The organism is Streptomyces sp. NPDC047002 (assembly GCF_040704505.1).
Taxonomy (GTDB): Bacteria; Actinomycetota; Actinomycetes; order Streptomycetales; family Streptomycetaceae; genus Streptomyces.
In genome coordinates this window covers 203,179-220,148 of the sequence record NZ_JBEYWC010000001.1, presented here as the reverse complement: position 1 = coordinate 220,148, position 16,970 = coordinate 203,179, and the positions used below count along the sequence as shown (strand labels likewise).

The 16,970-nt window shown below is 75.1% G+C and carries 12 protein-coding genes; 11 read left to right on the top strand and 1 reads right to left on the bottom strand.

Going from position 1 to position 16,970, the window contains the following annotated elements; translation table 11 throughout:
* The first annotated feature begins 181 nt into the window (after positions 1-181).
* The 8 genes from glgA to efeB all read left to right on the top strand — a co-directional run bounded on the left by glgA (position 182) and on the right by efeB (position 11,826).
* Complete coding sequence (gene glgA, locus AB0910_RS01005; RefSeq protein ID WP_366742343.1) at positions 182-1,360, top strand: glycogen synthase; 1,179 nt, start codon at positions 182-184, stop codon at positions 1,358-1,360.
* Positions 1,361-1,369: 9 nt separating this feature from the next.
* Positions 1,370-2,587, top strand: a complete 1,218-nt coding sequence (glgC, locus tag AB0910_RS01000) for a glucose-1-phosphate adenylyltransferase (protein WP_366742342.1) — start codon at positions 1,370-1,372, stop codon at positions 2,585-2,587.
* Between the two features lie 333 nt (positions 2,588-2,920).
* The gene (locus AB0910_RS00995) at positions 2,921-6,079 is read left to right on the top strand and encodes a discoidin domain-containing protein (RefSeq protein ID WP_366742341.1); all 3,159 of its coding nucleotides are present in this window, start codon (positions 2,921-2,923) and stop codon (positions 6,077-6,079) included.
* Positions 6,080-6,207: 128 nt separating this feature from the next.
* On the top strand, positions 6,208-6,900 hold the full coding sequence (locus tag AB0910_RS00990) for a GNAT family N-acetyltransferase (RefSeq protein ID WP_366742340.1): 693 nt from the start codon (positions 6,208-6,210) through the stop codon (positions 6,898-6,900).
* Positions 6,901-7,078: 178 nt separating this feature from the next.
* Entirely contained in the window at positions 7,079-8,638 is a 1,560-nt protein-coding gene (locus AB0910_RS00985) for an SDR family NAD(P)-dependent oxidoreductase (protein WP_366742339.1), read from the top strand.
* 222 nt (positions 8,639-8,860) lie between these two features.
* Positions 8,861-9,034: a hypothetical protein gene (locus AB0910_RS00980; RefSeq protein WP_366742338.1), complete on the top strand. Its 174-nt coding sequence runs from the start codon at positions 8,861-8,863 to the stop codon at positions 9,032-9,034.
* A gap of 132 nt (positions 9,035-9,166) precedes the next feature.
* Complete coding sequence (locus AB0910_RS00975; protein ID WP_366742337.1) at positions 9,167-10,450, top strand: EfeM/EfeO family lipoprotein; 1,284 nt, start codon at positions 9,167-9,169, stop codon at positions 10,448-10,450.
* Positions 10,451-10,563: 113 nt separating this feature from the next.
* A complete protein-coding gene (gene efeB / locus AB0910_RS00970; RefSeq protein WP_366742724.1) occupies positions 10,564-11,826 on the top strand; it encodes an iron uptake transporter deferrochelatase/peroxidase subunit in 1,263 nt (420 codons plus the stop codon).
* Between the two features lie 38 nt (positions 11,827-11,864).
* Here efeB and AB0910_RS00965 read toward each other — a convergent pair whose 3' ends face one another.
* Positions 11,865-12,371: a DUF1990 domain-containing protein gene (locus tag AB0910_RS00965; protein WP_366742723.1), complete on the bottom strand. Its 507-nt coding sequence runs from the start codon at positions 12,369-12,371 to the stop codon at positions 11,865-11,867.
* 386 nt (positions 12,372-12,757) lie between these two features.
* Between AB0910_RS00965 and AB0910_RS00960 the strand changes: the two genes are divergently transcribed.
* The 3 genes from AB0910_RS00960 to AB0910_RS00950 all read left to right on the top strand — a co-directional run bounded on the left by AB0910_RS00960 (position 12,758) and on the right by AB0910_RS00950 (position 16,950).
* A complete protein-coding gene (locus AB0910_RS00960) occupies positions 12,758-13,858 on the top strand; it encodes a DUF6777 domain-containing protein (RefSeq protein ID WP_366742336.1) in 1,101 nt (366 codons plus the stop codon).
* A 72-nt stretch (positions 13,859-13,930) separates the two neighbouring features.
* Positions 13,931-16,009: a SpoIIE family protein phosphatase gene (locus AB0910_RS00955; protein ID WP_366742335.1), complete on the top strand. Its 2,079-nt coding sequence runs from the start codon at positions 13,931-13,933 to the stop codon at positions 16,007-16,009.
* An 80-nt stretch (positions 16,010-16,089) separates the two neighbouring features.
* Positions 16,090-16,950 carry an amidohydrolase family protein gene (locus AB0910_RS00950; protein WP_366742334.1) on the top strand — a complete coding sequence of 287 codons (861 nt, stop codon included), beginning with the start codon at positions 16,090-16,092 and terminating at the stop codon, positions 16,948-16,950.
* Positions 16,951-16,970: the final 20 nt, after the last annotated feature.

The window sequence follows — 16,970 nt, the reverse complement described above, 5'->3', positions numbered from 1 at the left end:
TCCCGGGTACTGCCCCCGGAGTACCCGGGGGCAGGGGCCGTCCACCCGGGGTGGGGTCCGGGGCCCCCGCGCGCGGCTTCCACGGCGCGCCGGTTCGTAACTCCGGCCGCCGCGGTCTTCCGCACCGGGCCGATCCGGGTGACCATGTCAGGGCTCGGTCCTGCGACGACGGGGGAATGGCGTGAAAGTGGGGCTGCTCACCCGGGAGTTCCCGCCCGACGTGTACGGCGGCGCGGGGGTCCATGTGGAGTTCCTCGCCCGCGAGTTGCGCGCCCTGACCGACCTGCGGGTGCACTGCTGGGGCTCGGGCCCCGCGGCGGGCCCCGCGGCGGCGGGCGTGGTGCGCCACCGTGCCGACCCGGGCCTGGACGGCGCCAACGACGCGCTGCGCACCTTCTCCGTCGACCTCGCGATGGCCGCAGGCCTCGCCGACCGGCACCTGGTGCACTCGCACACCTGGTACGCCAACCTCGCGGGCCACCTCGCCAAGCTGCTGTACGGCGTCCCGCACGTGATGACCGCGCACTCGCTCGAACCGCTGCGTCCCTGGAAGGCCGAGCAACTCGGCGGCGGGTACGCCCTGTCCGGCTGGGCCGAGCGCACCGCTGCCGAGGCCGCCGACGCGGTCGTCGCCGTCTCGCACGGCATGCGCGAGGACGTGCTCGCCTGCTATCCGGCGCTCGACCCCGGCCGCGTCCACGTCATCCACAACGGCATCGACACCGGCCTGTACCGCCCCGACCCCGACACCGCGGCGCTCGTGGCCGCGGGAGTCGACCCGGCCAGGCCCTACGTGCTGTTCGTCGGCCGCATCACCCGGCAGAAGGGCGTGCCGCACCTGCTGCGCGCCGCCCGCGCCCTCGACCGGTCCGTGCAGCTCGTGCTGTGCGCGGGCGCGCCCGACACCCCGGCCATCGACCGCGAGTTCAGGGAGCTGGTGGCAGCACTCGGCGCGAGCCGCGACGGCGTCGTCTGGATCCCGGAGATGCTGCCGCGCCCCGACGTCATCCAACTGCTGACGCACGCCGCGGTGTTCGTCTGCCCCTCGGTGTACGAGCCGCTGGGCATCGTCAACCTGGAGGCCATGGCGTGCGGCACCGCCGTGGTCGCCTCCGCGGTCGGCGGCATCCCCGAGGTCGTCGACGACGGCCGCACGGGGCTGCTCGTGCCGTACGCGGAAGACGACCAGGACGCCTTCGAGTCGGCGCTCGCCGAGGCGCTCGACCGGGTCGTCGGCGACCCCGAGGCGGCCGCGCGGATGGGCGCGGCGGGCCGGGAGCGCGCGGTGTCGGAGTTCGGCTGGGACCGGGTGGCGCGCCGCACGGTCGACGTCTACGAGAAGCTGCTGGACGAGGGGTAGGGGGCCGGGATGCGCGGTGGACCTTCGGTACTGGGGATCGTCCTCGCGGGCGGGGAGGGCAAACGCCTGATGCCGCTCACCACGGACCGGGCGAAACCCGCGGTGACCTTCGGCGGGACCTACCGCCTCGTGGACTTCGTGCTGTCGAGCCTCGTCAACGCGGACATCCTGCGCATCTGCGTGCTGACGCAGTACAAGTCGCACTCGCTCGACCGGCACGTCTCCACGACGTGGCGGATGTCGAGCCTGCTCGGCAACTACGTCACCCCTGTGCCGGCGCAGCAGCGGCTCGGCCCGCGCTGGTACCTCGGCAGCGCGGACGCGATCCTCCAGTCGCTCAACCTCGTCCACGACGAACGGCCCGACTACATCGCGGTGTTCGGCGCCGACCACGTGTACAGGATGGATCCGCGCCAGATGCTCGCCCAGCACGTGGAGAACGGCGCGGGCGTCACGGTCGCCGGCATCAGGGTGCCGCGCACCGAGGCGTCGGCCTTCGGTGTGATCACCCCGGGTGCTGACGGCGTCCAGGTGGAGAGCTTCCTCGAGAAGCCCGCAGACCCGCCGGGGCTGCGCGACGACCCGTCACAGGTCTTCGCGTCCATGGGCAACTACCTCTTCACCACGAAGGTCCTGGTGGACGCCTTGCACCGGGACGCGGAGGACCCCGGCTCCGTCCACGACATGGGCGGCTCGATCCTGCCGATGCTGACCGAGCGCGGCATGGCGCAGGTCTACGACTTCCACGACAACCACGTGCCGGGGGAGTCGGCGCGCGAGCACGGCTACTGGCGCGACGTGGGCACCCTCGACTCGTACTACGACGCGCACATGGACCTGGTCTCGCCGCAGCCCGCCTTCAACCTCGACAACCGCCGCTGGCCGCTCTACACCGACGCCCACCAGCTGCCGCCCGCGCGTTTCGTCGCGGGCGGCATCGCGAGCGAGTCCGTGGTCGGCCCCGGCTGCGTGATCCGCGGTCAGGTCACCCGCTCCGTCCTCTCGCCCGGCGTGGTGGTGGCGGAGGGCGCCGTCGTCCAGGGCTCGGTCCTGCACGACAACGTGACGGTCGGCAGGGGCGCCGTCGTGCGCGGCGCCATCCTCGACAAGAACATCGACGTGCCGCCGGGCGCCACCATCGGCGTCAACGCCCAGCGCGACGCCGAGCTCTACACCGTCTCCCCGAACGGCGTCATCGCCCTCGGCAAGGCCCAGCGCGTCGCCTGAACCCCCGGCGCACCACCGCCGACTGGGGCCTGCCGCCGGGGCGTCGACCGGCGGCAGGGCCCCGCCCTGGCGGGGCAGAGGCGCCGACCGGAGTCCCTCGCATCCGCCGGGCTCATGGGCCGGTGCGCCCGCCTCCGGGGGAAAATCGCGCACCGCGCTCGCGAGCGCCCAACTGCCGCGCGTGCGGCGGGCCGTGCCCGTCAAAGGGGTGCGGGGCCGGCCGCCGCGGGGACGACCGGGCCCGTCCCGGGCCTTGACGCGCGCCGAGCGCCCCGCCAAGAATGAGCGCGCCTTGACAACGTTGTCTACCACCTCGTCTGGAGGCGCGTCCGCGTGCACCGCCCACCGCAGGCCCTGAGCCGTCGCCGCTTCGCCCAACTGGCTGGACTCGCCGCCGCGGTGGTCGCCGCGCCTGCCGGCCTGGCCGCGGCCTCGCCCGCCGCGGCCGCGGCACAGACCTCCGCCCGTACCGGCGTGGGAGCGCCCGACGGCATCGCGGCGACCTACCACAAGGTCCTGCTCACCCACACCCGGTGGACCGAGACCCAGTGGGACGCGGCCGCCGGGCACTACACCGCCACCGACTTCGGCTTCGCCGTCGTCCTCGGCCACGCCCTGCTGCTCACCCGCCCGGGCTACGACGCGGGCCTCGCGGGCATCGACGAGGACACGCTGCGCGCGCGGACGCTCGCCACGCTCAAGCACTTCGCCGCCTCCAACCGCCTCACGGGCGGCACGGAGTGGGGCAAGACGCTGTTCTTCGACACCACCTTCCAGCTGTACTTCGTGCTCGCCGCCCGGCTCCTCTGGGACCAGCTGGACGACGCCACGCGCACGAACGTCGACACCCTCGTGCGCGAACAGGCCGCGTACACCACGGGACTCGGCACCGGCGACGACCCGCTCTCGGGGGACTGGACCCCGCACGGCCTCACCGGCGGCTTCGTCGGCGACACCAAGCTGGAGGAGATGGGCGTCTACGCCCAGTCCCTCGCGCCCGGCCTCGCCTGGGCGGCGGACGACCCGCGGCACGCCGCGTGGAGCACCGCGTACGGCCGCTGGAGCCGCAACGAGACCGGCCTGCCCGCCGCCGACCTGGCCAACCCCGCCGTGGTCGACGGCGTCCCGGTCAGCGAGAACACCGCGAAGAACTTGTACGACACCTTCATCGTGGAGAACCACGGCTCCTTCGGCCCGCACTACCAGTGCGAGCTGTGGCGCACGTCGGGCCGCAACACCATCCACTTCCTCACCGCGGGCCGCCCGCTGCCCGAGGTGCTCACCTCCCAGCCCAACGGCGACCAGCTCTGGGAGAGCCTGCTCCTGGTGATGAGCGACGCGGGCGAGCCCCTGATGCCGATGGTCGACGACCGCGAGCACCTCTACGGCCGCGACGTCATCCCCGTCGCGTTCCTCGCGCAGGTCCTCGGCGACCGCGCCGCAGCCCGCGCCGAGGCCGCGCTCGCCGAGCGCCTGACGGCCTACCAGGCCTATCCGCCGGCCAACCGGATCACCAAGTTCTCCGGCGAGCCCAAGTACGAGCCCGAGGCGCGCGCCGAGGTCGCGATCAGCTACCTGCTGCACGAGTGGCGGGCCCGCAAGGGCGGCGCCGTGCGCGCCCTGACCGACCGCGAGCTGTTCGCCAGGGCCTCGGGCGTACGGGACTTCGGGGCCGGCCCCGGGCTCGTCGTCCACCAGTCGCCCGCCGCCTGGGCCGCCGCCGTCAGCAAGCCGGGCTTCACCAAGTTCGCCTGGCAGCCCGCGCACGACGACTGGCTGTTCACCCTCAGCGGCAGCACGCCGATGTTCCTGCCCGCGACCTCGGCGGCCGTCACCGGACGCGGCGCCGCCACGTACACCGCCCTGCGGGACGGCATCGACGCGACCGCGACCGTCTTCACCCTGGACGCGGGCCGCGCCGGATTCACCACCCTGCCGGGCGGCGAGGTCGTCTACGCGACAAGCGGCACGGCGCCGGGCGAGGGCCACCTGGAGATCTTCAACCTGACCATGCCGGGGATCGCGGGCCTCGACGGCCGGCGCACCCACACCACAGCCGAGGGCAGCGTCACCGTCGAGGCAGCCGACGCGGGCGGCTCGGGGCCCGGCGCCGGGCCCCGCACGGACACCCTCGCCTTCCCCCGCGCAGCCTGGCGCCACCTGCGCATGCAGGGCGTCACGGGCGATCCCGCGTACGGCTACTCGCTCTACTCCTTCGAGGTGCGCGACGGCGCCTCGGGACCCGACCTCGCCGAGGGCGCCACCGCCACCGCGTCATCCTCCGACACGGGCAAGGGCGCGGCCCTCGCGGTCGACGGCGACCCGGCGACCCGATGGGCGGTCGCCGTCGCCGACCGCGCCGAGGGCGACAGCAGCCTCACCGTCGACCTGGGCAGCGCGCGCCAGGCCGACCGGGTGACGCTCAGCTGGGAGGCCGCCGCGGGCCGCGCCTACGTGATCCAGGGCTCGGCGGACGGCACCGCATGGACCGACCTGGCCCGCTACCCGCACGCCGACGCCACCAGCACCGGCGGCTGGATCTCCGTGGACGGCAGGGCAGGGCTCGTCGTGCGCGGCGGCCGCAACCCGATCGCCGTGTACGGCGACACGCTGGTGCTCTCCGACGGGCCCGCCGAGCCCTTCCTCGCGGAGGGCCTGCCGGACGGGCGGCCCGCCGCGGTCCGCGCCGCCGCGGCGCGCCCCGCACCGCGCGCCGCCGACCACGCGGTCCTCGCCTCCACAGCGGGCGGCCACCTCAGCGTCTTCAACCTCTCGGGCGCGCCGGTGCGCACGACGGTCTCGGTCCCGCAGGACACCCGGTCGCTCACCCTGTTCGCCGGGGCGTCGACCGTCACCGCCCGGGGAGTGGACCACGAGGTACGGCTCGACGCGGCGAGCGCCGCCGTCCTGCCCGCGCGCCTCACCGTGCGCGCGGAGGGCGGCGGCCGGGTCCCGCGCGGGCTGCGCGCCGACGTGGTCGACGGCGCCACCGTCGAACTGTCGGGCCCCGCCTGCCGCCTGCTCGTCTCTGCGCCCGGCGCCCGTCCCGTCCGGGTCACCGTGGCGCGCGGGCGCGGCCGGCGGGTCGTGCTGCGCGGCGTCACGCCGTACCCCCTCGCCGACGCGGCGCTCGGCCGCCCCACCTTCCCCACCTCACCCCTGCCGCACGGCATGACGGACCCGGCGGCCGCCGTCGACGGCGAGGCGGGCACCGCGTGGGACCCGGGCAGCGACGGCCGCATGGTGGTCGACCTCGGCGCCGCGCTGCACGTCGTGGAGGCCGCCGCCGTGTGGACCGGCGGGCGGGTCCCCGAGGCCGCCGTCGCGTACAGCGCCGACGGCGTGACGTACACCACGGCGGGGCGCCTGCGGGGCAGGGGCCGCACCGCGACGCTCCGCGCGCCCGGCACGGCCCGCTATGTGGCGCTGTCCGTCACGGGCCGCCGCCCGCACGACGCCCGCCTGGTCTCGCTCTCGGTCCGCACCTCCTGACGCGCGGTCCTGGCCGCGCCCCCACCGCGGGGGCGGGGCCAGGACGCCGGGAACACGGCTGAGACCATCGGCCTTGACCAGGGGGAGGCGGCGCGAGGGGCACCGCCCGTAGCGGTCGAGGAGAGACAGTGAGCACGGCAGCGGCCCATCCGCTCGACAACCCGGCGCACGCCGCCCTGACGGGCCCGCACGCGCACCTCGCCGAGCGCCACGGGGAGCTGCTGCGCTACCCGACCGACATGGCGCCCTGGCTCGCGCTGCCCTCGGCGCGCGAGAGCTGGAGCTGGGCGGAGGTGGCGGAGCTGGTCGGCGCGGGCAACACCTTCTCCGTCGCGGGCCTCGACGAGGCGCCGCCCGCCGACTGGGACGTCTTCTTCCAGGCGGACGGCGTTCAGCTGGACGGCTCCGGCGTACGCGGCGCCGCGGAGCCGGCGGCCGTGCGCCTCGGCGCCGCCGACGTGCCGGAGATGCTCGACCTGGTGGAGCGCACCCGACCCGGCCCCTTCCTGCCGCGGACCGTGGAGCTGGGGACGTACCTCGGTATCCGCAGCGGCGGTCGGCTCGTCGGCATGGCGGGTGAGCGGATGCACCCGCGGGGCTGGAGTGAGATCAGCGCCGTCTGCACCGACCCCGGGCACCGGGGCCAGGGCATCGCAGGCCGGCTGACCAGGGCCGTCGCCGCGGTCGTCCAGGAGCGCGGCGAGCGGCCCTTCCTGCACGCGGCGGCCGCCAACACCGGCGCCGTGCGGCTCTACGAGGCGCTGGGCTTCACGGTGCGGCGCAAGATCACCTTCGCCGGGGTGCGGGTCCCGGAGGCCTGAGGTCCGCCGCCACCGGCCGCGCGGACGGCCCCTGCGGCCCCCGGCCGGCCCGGATTTCGGATTTTGCCGGGGTCCGGCCCGTCGGTATGCTCCTGACCTGCGGCGATAGTCGCAATACCGGATAAATGCCCACAATGCTGGCAGCTGTGGGTTCGATCAGCGAGGAACGGCAGCGACGATGACGGTGACCCAGGACACCTCCGTACAGGACGGGAGCGCCGGGCCCGAGGCGGAGGCAGCGCCGTCCGCCGCGCTCCCGCCCCAGTCCGGTGGCGCGCCCTCCGCGGCCGGTCCGGCCGCGGGCGAGGCGCAGGAGTTCGGCCCCGGCATCGACCCCGGACGGCTCGCCGTCTGCCTCGCCGTCCTCGCCGAGCTCGACTCACTGGAGATCGACCACCCCGACGCCGTCGCGGTGCGCCGCGCGACCGCCGGTGTCTACCGCACGGTCAAGCACCGCAGGCGGCAGGAGCGCAGGGCCGCCAAGACCGCCCACGACAAGGCCGTCACCGAGGCCACCGCAACGGGCTCGGCCGAGCGCATCGACGACGAGACGCAGGGCCTGCTGCCGTCGTCCTCCACCGCGGGCACCATCGCGGGCGTCCTCAAGCGGCCGCGCTCCTGCTACATCTGCAAGACCCGCTATGTCGAGGTCGACGCCTTCTACCACCAGCTCTGCCCGTCCTGCGCCACGGAGAACCGGGCGCGGCGCGACGCCAGGACCGACCTGACGGGCAAGCGCGCGCTGCTCACCGGCGGCCGGGCCAAGATCGGCATGTACATCGCGCTGCGGCTGCTGCGCGACGGCGCCCACACCACGATCACCACCCGCTTCCCCCACGACGCCATCCGCCGCTTCAAGGCGATGGAGGACAGCGACGACTGGATCCACCGGCTCAAGATCGTCGGCATCGACCTGCGCGACCCCGCCCAGGTGGTGGCGCTCACCGACTCCGTCGCCGCCGAGGGCCCCCTCGACATCCTGATCAACAACGCCGCGCAGACCGTGCGCCGCTCGCCCGGCGCCTACAGCGAGCTGGTCGCCGCCGAGTCCGCGCCGCTGCCCGCGGGCGAACTGCCCGCGGCCGAGGTCATCGGCGCCTTCGGCAGCGGCGCCCGGGCCGCGCTGCCCTCGGGGCGCGAGTCGCTGACCGCGTCCGACGTGACCGGCCTCGCGCTCGTCGGCGGCTCAGCCACCGTCGCCAGGATCGAGGCGGGCACCGCCATCGACGCGGGCGGCCTCGTGCCCGACCTGCACGACACCAACAGCTGGGTGCAGACCGTCTCCGACGTCGACCCGGTCGAGCTGCTCGAAGTGCAGCTGTGCAACTCGACGGCGCCGTTCATCCTGATCAGCAGGCTCCGCGCGGCCATGGCCGCGGCCGGGGGCCGCGCCTACGTCGTCAACGTGTCCGCGATGGAGGGCGTCTTCAGCCGCGGCTACAAGGGCGCGGGCCACCCGCACACCAACATGGCCAAGGCCGCGCTGAACATGCTCACCCGCACCAGCGCGCAGGAGATGTTCGAGTCCGACCGGATCCTGATGACCGCGGTCGACACCGGCTGGATCACCGACGAGCGACCGCATCCGGACAAGGTGCGCCTCGCCGAGGAGGGCTTCCACGCCCCGCTCGACCTGGTCGACGGCGCCGCCCGGGTCTACGACCCGATCGTCCGCGGCGAGCAGGGCGAGGAGCTGTACGGCTGCTTCCTCAAGGACTACGCCCGCGCCAACTGGTGAGGCCCGTCCGGCCGAAAACCTCACCCGAAAGTGAGCTCGGCGGAGCGAGAACGCGCTCATCTGGTTAACCTGGTGTGCACGGACGGCCACCAGGGATCAACCATCCTCCGGCCGCCCGCGGGGACAGGCCATGCACACGGCCGCGATCCCGTTCCGAGTAACGGCGCCACCGCGACGGAACTGCCCCTGCCCCAGAGGTACGCGACACGGAGGAGTCTCGCGGTGACACCAGAAACGACGCAACAGGAAGACCGGGCACCGGAGGGCCGCGAGCGGCGGGGCCGCGGCCCCGAATCCCTCGGCAGCCTCGACGTGTGGGCGCGGTCCGCCCCGATCCGGCTCGCCGGGTACGAGGACGACCTCGCCGAGCCCCACATCCTCCAGGGAATCGACTGACGCACCGGCCCGGCCCCGCGCGCGATACTGCCGCAGGGGCCGGGCCGCCGCGCGTCAGGACACCTGAACTTCGGGGGAACTTCACCGGATGCTCCCCGGTCCGCGGGGTTGGCGGAACTAACATCCGGTTCCGTGCCGATACGCAACGACTTCCAGGACGCTCCACCCCCGTCCCGGCCGGACGACCCGGCCCCCGACGGCAGACCCGTGCGCCGGGTGCGCCGCGGCTGGGTGCTGTTCGCCGCCTGCGTGGTGGTGGCCGCGGCGGGCGGCGGCCTCGCCGTCGCCCTGACCTCGGGCGGCGGGCGGCCCGCCGCGACCTCCGTCGGCGTCGCCGACGGCCTGCACCACACTGCGGTGGAGGCGTCCTCCTCCGCCGACCAGTGCGGCAAGGGCTGGACAGAGCCCCGCGCGGGGCTCCAGGTCTTCGACGTGCACAACGTCGCCACCGACGCGGCCGAGGTCTACCTGACGGACTCCTCGGGCGCCCTGCTCGGCGAGATCGACGGCCTCGGGCCGGGCACGACCCGGCCCCTTCAGGTCCAACTGGGCCGCGGCAGCTACACGTTCCGCTGCCTCGTCGAGGACACCGACGCGGTCGACGGGCCCGTCGTCAAGGTCGCCAAGGGCCCCGCGGCCGGCGGCCCCGCGGTCAGCCCCGTCAACCAGCACGACGTGATCCCGCCGACCCTCACGTACCAGAAGTGGGTGGCCGACGGCTTCAAGGGCGTACTCGGCAAGGTCGACACCCTGCGCGCCGCCGTGGACGGCGGGGACCTCGCGGCCGCCCGTAAGGCATGGCTGCCCGCGCACCTCGCCTACACCCGGCTCGGCGGCGCCTACGGCGCGTTCGGCGACCTCGGCGGGGCGGTCGACGGCACCGACGCAGGGCTGCCGGACGGCGTGCACGACAAGGACTTCAGCGGCTTCCACCGGGTCGAGTACGGCCTGTGGCACGGCGAGTCGGCCGCGCGGCTCAAGGCCCCGACCGACCAGCTGGCCAAGGACGTCAAGGACCTCAGCGACGAGTGGTCCACCACCCGTATGGACCCGCTGGACACCGGGCTGCGGGCGCACGAGATCACCGAGGACAGCATCCAGCTCGACCTGACAGGCCGCTCCGACTTCGGCAGCGGCACCTCGCTCGCCACCGCGCGCGCCGGACTCGACGGCACCGTCGAACTGCTCGACGTACTCCACCCGCTGCTCGCCCCGCGCGACCCCGGCCTGCCGAAGCTCCAGGCGGCCCTGACGACGGCGGAGAAGGACCTCGACGCGAGCCGCGAGGACGGCAGGTGGCGCGCCCCCGACTCCCTGTCACGGACCGAGAGGGAGCGCCTGAACGCGGACTTCGGCGATCTCGCCGAGCGACTCGCCCCGGTCGCTGTCATCTTCGACATCCGGAGGACCTCATGACGGCGCGCCGCACCACCGGCGAAGGCACCCACGGCACGGCCCCGGAAGGCGGAGCGATGACCAGCGGCGACCCCACCACCGACCCCGGCGGGCCGCAGGAGGGCACCTGCCCGATGGGGCACGGCGTCGGCAGACGCTCCTTCCTCGGCCGCGCCCTGGCGGCCGGCGCCGCGGGCGCCGCACTCGGCGCGGGCGGCGCCGGCACCGCCGCCCGGGCCGCCGAGGGCACGGCGAGCGCCGGCGCCGGCCCGGGCGACGGGGGCGCCCAGGGCGACCGCGTCATCGCCTTCCACGGCGAGCACCAGGCGGGCGTCCTCACCCCGCTCCAGCGCAGCGCGGTCTTCACGTCCTTCGACGTCACCGCGCGCAGCCGGGCCGAACTGACCGACCTGTTCAAGACCGTGACGGAGCGCCTGCGGTTCCTGACCAAGGGCGGCGTGCCCGACCCCGTGGGCATCTCGGCGCCACTGCCGGACTCGGGCGTCCTCGGCCCCGTCGTGCCCGCCGACGGGCTCACCGGCACCCTCGCCGTCGGCTCGGGACTCTTCGACGACCGCTTCGGCCTCGGCGACCGCAAGCCCCGCAGGCTGCGCCCGATGGACACCTTCCCCGACGACGACCTCGACCCCGCGTGGTGCCACGGGGACCTGATGCTCCAGCTCTGCGCGGACAACCCCGACACCGTCACCCACGCGCTGCGCGACCTCGCGCGGCACACCCGCGGCGCGATGCAGATCCGCTGGCGCATCGAGGGCTTCGTGTCGCCGCCGCGCCCCTCCGGCACCCCCCGCAACCTGCTGGGCTTCAAGGACGGCACGGCCAACCCGGCCGCCACCGACGCGCGGATGATGGACCGGCTCGTCTGGGTCGGCAAGGACGGCGGCGAGCCCGCGTGGGCCGCGGGCGGCAGCTACCAGGTGGTCCGCGTCATCCGCATGCTGGTCGAGTTCTGGGACCGCGTCTCCATCCGCGAGCAGGAGCGGATGATGGGCCGCGCCCGGGACACCGGGGCGCCGCTCGACGGCCGCAAAGAGATGGACGACCCGCAGTTCGCCAAGGACCCGCAGGGCAACATCATCCCGCTCGACTCGCACATCAGGCTCGCCAACCCCCGCACGTCAGGGACCGCGGACAGCCGGATGATTCGCCGCGGCTACAACTACGACCGGGGCGTGCGCGACAACGGCGACCTGGACACCGGCCTGATCTTCTGCTGCTACCAGCAGGACATCGACCGGCAGTTCGCCGCCGTCCAGAAGCGTCTCGCGGGCGAGCCGCTGGTGGACTACATCAAGCCGTTCGGCGGCGGCTACTTCTATGTGCTGCCCGGCGTGCGCGACGGCTCCGACTGGCTCGGGAGCGGCCTGCTCGCCTGAGGGGGCTGGGGGGCGCGGCCCGGCCTCCCGCCCGCGCCTCAGGCGGCGGCAAGCCGGCGCAGCGCCCGGCCGAGCCGCCGCGCGTACGCCCGCTGCAGGAGCCGCACGAGCGGCCCGCAGGCGCGGGTGAACCACCGGCCGTGTCGGCTGAAGGCCATGACGGTGAACCAGACGGAGCCGTCCTCGCGCAGGTCGACCACGAACGACTCCTCGCCCGACTCGGGATGGCCGGGCAGCGTCCCGTAGCCGAAGCCCGTACGGCCGCGCTCGTACGCCGTCCAGACCACCTCGCACCGGGCCGCGCCGCGCAGCGGCCCCACGCCGAGGGAGAGCTCGACCAGCGCGCCGGGGCGGGCCCAGGGCGAGTCGGCCCGCACCCGCACCCCGGTGGCCCGGTGCATGCGCCAGGTCGTCACCGCGGCGCCCGCCGCGTCGAAGACGGCCCTGCCGCGGCCGATCCGCGCGGTGTGGTGCAGATGGCGGTAGCCCTCGGGCAGCGGCCCGAGCCGGGTCGCGCCGACCTCGGGGTAGGTGAAGGGACCCAGGGCGCGGCCGGTCACGCGGGGCCTCCCGCGCCCGCCCCGCGGGGCGCTTCCCGCGTGGCGGGACACCGGCGGCGTAGCGCGGCGGGCGCGCCTCTGCCGGGCCGCGGGCCCCGACGGCGCGCGGCCGCCGTGGGCCGGGGGACCGGCGCCGTTTCCCGGGACGGCCCGGCCGCCGCCCGGCTGACCTGTGACGACATGGCACCGTCCGATTCTTTTGAACGCGTTCAAGTCAGGGTCGAGCGTAGGCCCGGCCGCCCGGCCCTGCAAGGGCCGCGGCACGGAGGGTTCCGATCGCGTGGCGGTCCGCTTGCGGGCCCGATCATGATCGGGCAGACATGGAGGGACACGCGGGCAGCAGAAGGACCGGAGCAGGCGGGAGACCCCTGGTGCGTTCACCCATCCGTCGTCGGGCCGCGGCACTGGCCGCGCTGTGCACGGGAGCCGTACTGGCCGCAGGCTGCGCGGAGGGGGCGGGCGCCGAGGGCGCCGCGAGCGTCCGCAGCCTCGTGTTCCTGCCCGCGGGGGCGCGCGGCCCCGACCCCTTCACGCCGTCCACCGTCGCCGACACGGCGACCGCCAGGCCCTCGGCCCCCGCGGCGAGCGAGGGGACCGGGACGGGAAAGGCGGCGGGCGCCGCAGGCACCGGCGGCAGGGCACGCACCCTGCCGGGCACCACACCCGGCGTGTACGCGGCCGTCCAGGGCCTCTCCAGCTGCGACGTCGAACGCCAGGTCCGTCTGCTGACCCAGGACAAGGCCCGCGCGACGGCCTTCGCCAAGGCGGCCCGCACCGGCTCCACCCGGGTCCCCGACTACCTGCGCGGCCTCACCCCCGTCGTGCTGCGGGCCGATGCCCGGGTCACCGGCCACGGCTACCGGGACGGCGCGCCCACCGCGTACCAGGCGGTGCTCCAGGCGGGCACCGCCGTCCTCGCCGACGACCGCGGAGTGCCCAGGGTCCGCTGCTCCTGCGGCAACCCCCTCGGGCCCGCCGTCGCGATGGAGGGCTCCGTCTCCCACCGCGGCACCGCCTGGGACGGCTACCGGCCCGACCGCGTCCTGGTGATCTCGCCCGCGCCCCGCAGGGCCGGCAGGCTGACCGTGGTCGACAGCGCGGACAACACCTGGATGGAGCGCGCCACGGGCACCGAAGGCGACGAGGACGGCGTCCCCGCCGCCCTGCCGCCGTACAGCCCCGACGCGGACCTCTTCGACCCGCGGCAGGTGGCGCCGCCCGACCCGGCGCTGCCCGACGACCCGACGGGGGAGCCCACCGGCGCGCCGAGCCCCGAGCCCACCGGCTCCGCGGCCCCCAGCGGACCCGCCGAGCCGAGCGCCCCCACCGACACGGCGACCGGCGGCCCGGACGCCCCGCGGCCCTCCGGCGAGCAGGCGGCGGCGGACGGGGGAGCCAGGGGCGGCGACCCGCGCCCGGCCGCTTCCGACGACTCGGCGATCCTGATCGGACCGGTCAACATCCCGGACTGATCAGGCCCCGAACGGGCCGGTCCGCGCCGCAGTGGGGTCGAAGAATGCCGCAAACAGTGACAGAGTGGCCCCATGGTCGAGCGGGCAGCAGGTCCTCTGTCGCTCCCCGAGAACTGGCCGGCCCCTTCCGACGTCAACCTCTCCCTCAATCGCCTCGGCACGTTCGACTGGGATCTCGACGGCGGCCTCCTGCACCTGGACGAGCCGGCCCTCGGGGTCTTCGACCTGCGGCCGGACGAGTACGACGGGCGCCCGGAGTCCCTCGCCGTACGCGTACCGCGCGACGAGGCCGACCGCCTCGACTCCGTGATCCTCGCGGCGTTCAGGGGCGGCGACGACAGCTACGGCGCCTACTTCAGGGTCAGGCGCCGCGACGGCTCCCTGCGCTGGACCCACACCCAGGGCACCCTGCGCAGGGACGGCGGCGGTCGGCCGTACCGCGTCATCGGGATCGTCAGGGACGCCGCGCAGGAGCTCGCCGACTCCGCGGCCCGCCTCGAACTCGACGAGGTGCGCCGGGTCCGTACGAGCGTGGTGGAGGGCACCACGGCCGCGCTCGCCCACGCGCGCACCGTGCAGGACGTCATCGACGTGCTGAAGGAGTCCGCGGGACTCGAACACCTCGGCGCGACCAGCGTCGTGATGGGCCTCGTCGAGTCCGGCCGCATCCGGCTCGTCGCCGAGGGGTCCGAGGGCTCCTCCGTGCCCGGCACCCGCGTCACCAGGATCGACGAGCCCTGTCCGATGAGCGAGGCGGTCCGCACCCTCAGCCCGCGCTTCATCGACTCCGCCGAGGACTTCGCGGCCGGCTACCCCGACCTGTGGCAGCACATCGCGGGCCTCGGCATCACGGCCGCCGCGTACCTGCCGCTGATCGCCCAGGGCAGACCCATCGGCGGCCTCGGCCTGCTCTACGGCGACAAGAGCGGCTTCAGCGCCGAGGACCGCAACCTCCTGGTGGCCCTCGGCAGCAGCATCGCCCAGAGCCTCCAGCGCGCGATGCTGTTCGAGCAGGACCACGACCTCGCCGAGGGCCTCCAGCAGGCCATGCTGCCGCGCCGCATCCCGCAGGTGCCCGGCGCGCAGATCGCCGTGCGCTACCGCTCGGCCCGGCTCGGCCGGGACATCGGCGGCGACTGGTACGACGTCATCCCGCTGCCCGGCGGCCGCATCGGCGCGGTCATCGGCGACGTGCAGGGGCACGACACCCACGCCGCCGCCGTCATGGGCCAGCTGCGGATCGTGCTGCGCGCCTACGCGGCCGAGGGCCACACGCCGGCGACCGTGATGGCACGCGCCTCGGTCTTCCTGCACGAACTCGACACCGACAGGTTCGCCACCTGCACCTACGCCGAGGCCGACCTCACCACGGGCGTCGTCCAGCTGGTACGGGCCGGGCACGTCGACCCGCTGCTGCGGGACACCGACGGCGCCTGCCGCAGGCTGCCCGTGCCCGGCGGGCTGCCGCTCGGCCTGTCCGCGCAGTTCGGTGGGCTCGACTACCCGGTCAAGACCCTGGAACTCGACCCGGGCCAGATACTCGTGATGTACACCGACGGGCTCGTCGAACTGCCGGGCACCGATCTCGACGACGGCCTGCTCCACCTGTCCGAGCTGGTGCGCGACGGCCCGCACGACCTCCAGGCCCTTGCCGACCGGCTCTGCGCGGTGGTGGACGAGCGCGGCGGCGAGGACGACGTGGCCGTACTGCTGCTGCGCCGCAGGGGTGCCTACACGCCGCTGGCGGGCGGCCGCCTCCAGCAGTCCGTCCCGCCCCGAGACCCGGCGGCGCTGCGCTCGGCCCGCCGGATGATCCGCGCCGCGGTCGGGGCCTGGGGCGGCAGGGACCGCTCCGACGACATCGAGCTCGCCTCCGACGAGCTGATCACCAACGCGCTCCTGCACACCGACGAGGGCGCGGTGGTCACGGTGCGGGTCGTCTCGGGCGCCGAGCGGCGGCTGCGGGTGGAGGTCGAGGACGCTTCGAGCGCGCTGCCCCGCAAGCGCGACGCCGGGGATGCGGGGCTCTCGGGGCGCGGCCTCGTCCTGGTGGACGGCCTCGCCGACGGGTGGGGCGTGGAGTCGAGGGGCAGCGGCAAGAGCGTGTGGTGCGAGTTCGCCGTCCCCCGTGGGAGTGCGCCCCGGGCGTGAGGCACGGGAGTTGACGCGGGCCGAGTCGTCCGATGAATATGCGGCGAGGACCCCACGACCCCGGAGCTCTGATCAGCCTGATGCCCCAGCAGGACCTCGTCGACGCCCACCACCACTTCTGGGACCTCTCGGTCCGCGACCAGGAGTGGATCACCGGGCCCGGGACGGCGCCCATCCGCCGCGACTTCGGCCCGGCCGACCTGGAGCCGCGGGCGCGCGCCGCGGGCGTCCGCGCCACGGTCCTCGTCCAGACGATCGCGGTGCCCGAGGAGACACCGGAGTTCCTCGCCCTCGCCCACGGCAGCGACCTGGTCGCAGGCGTCGTCGGCTGGACCGACCTGACCGACCCCGCCGTGGCGGACCGGCTCGCCGCGCTCAAGGAGGCGCCGGGCGGCGACAAGCTCGTCGGCATACGCCACCAGATCCAGGGCGAGCCCGACCCCGAGTGGATCCTGCGGCCCGAGGTCCGCAGGGGGCTCGCGGCCGTCGCCGCCGCGGGGCTCGCGTACGACCTGGTCGTGCTCGACCACCAGCTGCCCGCCGCCGCGCGCGCCGCCGAGCTGCTGCCCGGCCTCACCTTCGTCCTCGACCACCTGGGCAAGCCGCAGGTCGCCTCGGGCGCCGTCGAGCCGTGGGCCGGCCACCTCGCGCGCCTCGCCGAGCGGCCCAACACGGTGTGCAAGCTCTCCGGGCTCGTCACCGAGGCCGACTGGGCCGCCTGGAGCGCGGACGGCCTGCGGCCCTACGCGGACACCGCCGTCGACGCCTTCGGCCCTGGGCGGCTGATGTTCGGCTCCGACTGGCCGGTGTGCACCCTGGCCGCCACCTACGCGGAGGTCGTGGACACGGCGCGCACCCTGACCGCTGCGCTCACCGAGAGCGAGCGCTCCGAGGTCTTCGGCGGCACGGCCCGCCGCGTCTACGGCCTGCCGCCCGCCTGAGCGGCACACAGGAACCGGGT

What these genes read in the sequence shown, in the direction of transcription:
- AB0910_RS00985 (WP_366742339.1), top strand. Translation starts at nt 7,079, where the DNA reads ATGACGGTGACCCAGGACACCTCCGTACAGGACGGGAGCGCCGGGCCC.
- AB0910_RS00955 (WP_366742335.1), top strand. Translation starts at nt 13,931, where the DNA reads ATGGTCGAGCGGGCAGCAGGTCCTCTGTCGCTCCCCGAGAACTGGCCG.
- AB0910_RS00950 (WP_366742334.1), top strand. Translation starts at nt 16,090, where the DNA reads ATGCCCCAGCAGGACCTCGTCGACGCCCACCACCACTTCTGGGACCTC.
- efeB (WP_366742724.1), top strand. Translation starts at nt 10,564, where the DNA reads ATGGGGCACGGCGTCGGCAGACGCTCCTTCCTCGGCCGCGCCCTGGCG.
- glgC (WP_366742342.1), top strand. Translation starts at nt 1,370, where the DNA reads ATGCGCGGTGGACCTTCGGTACTGGGGATCGTCCTCGCGGGCGGGGAG.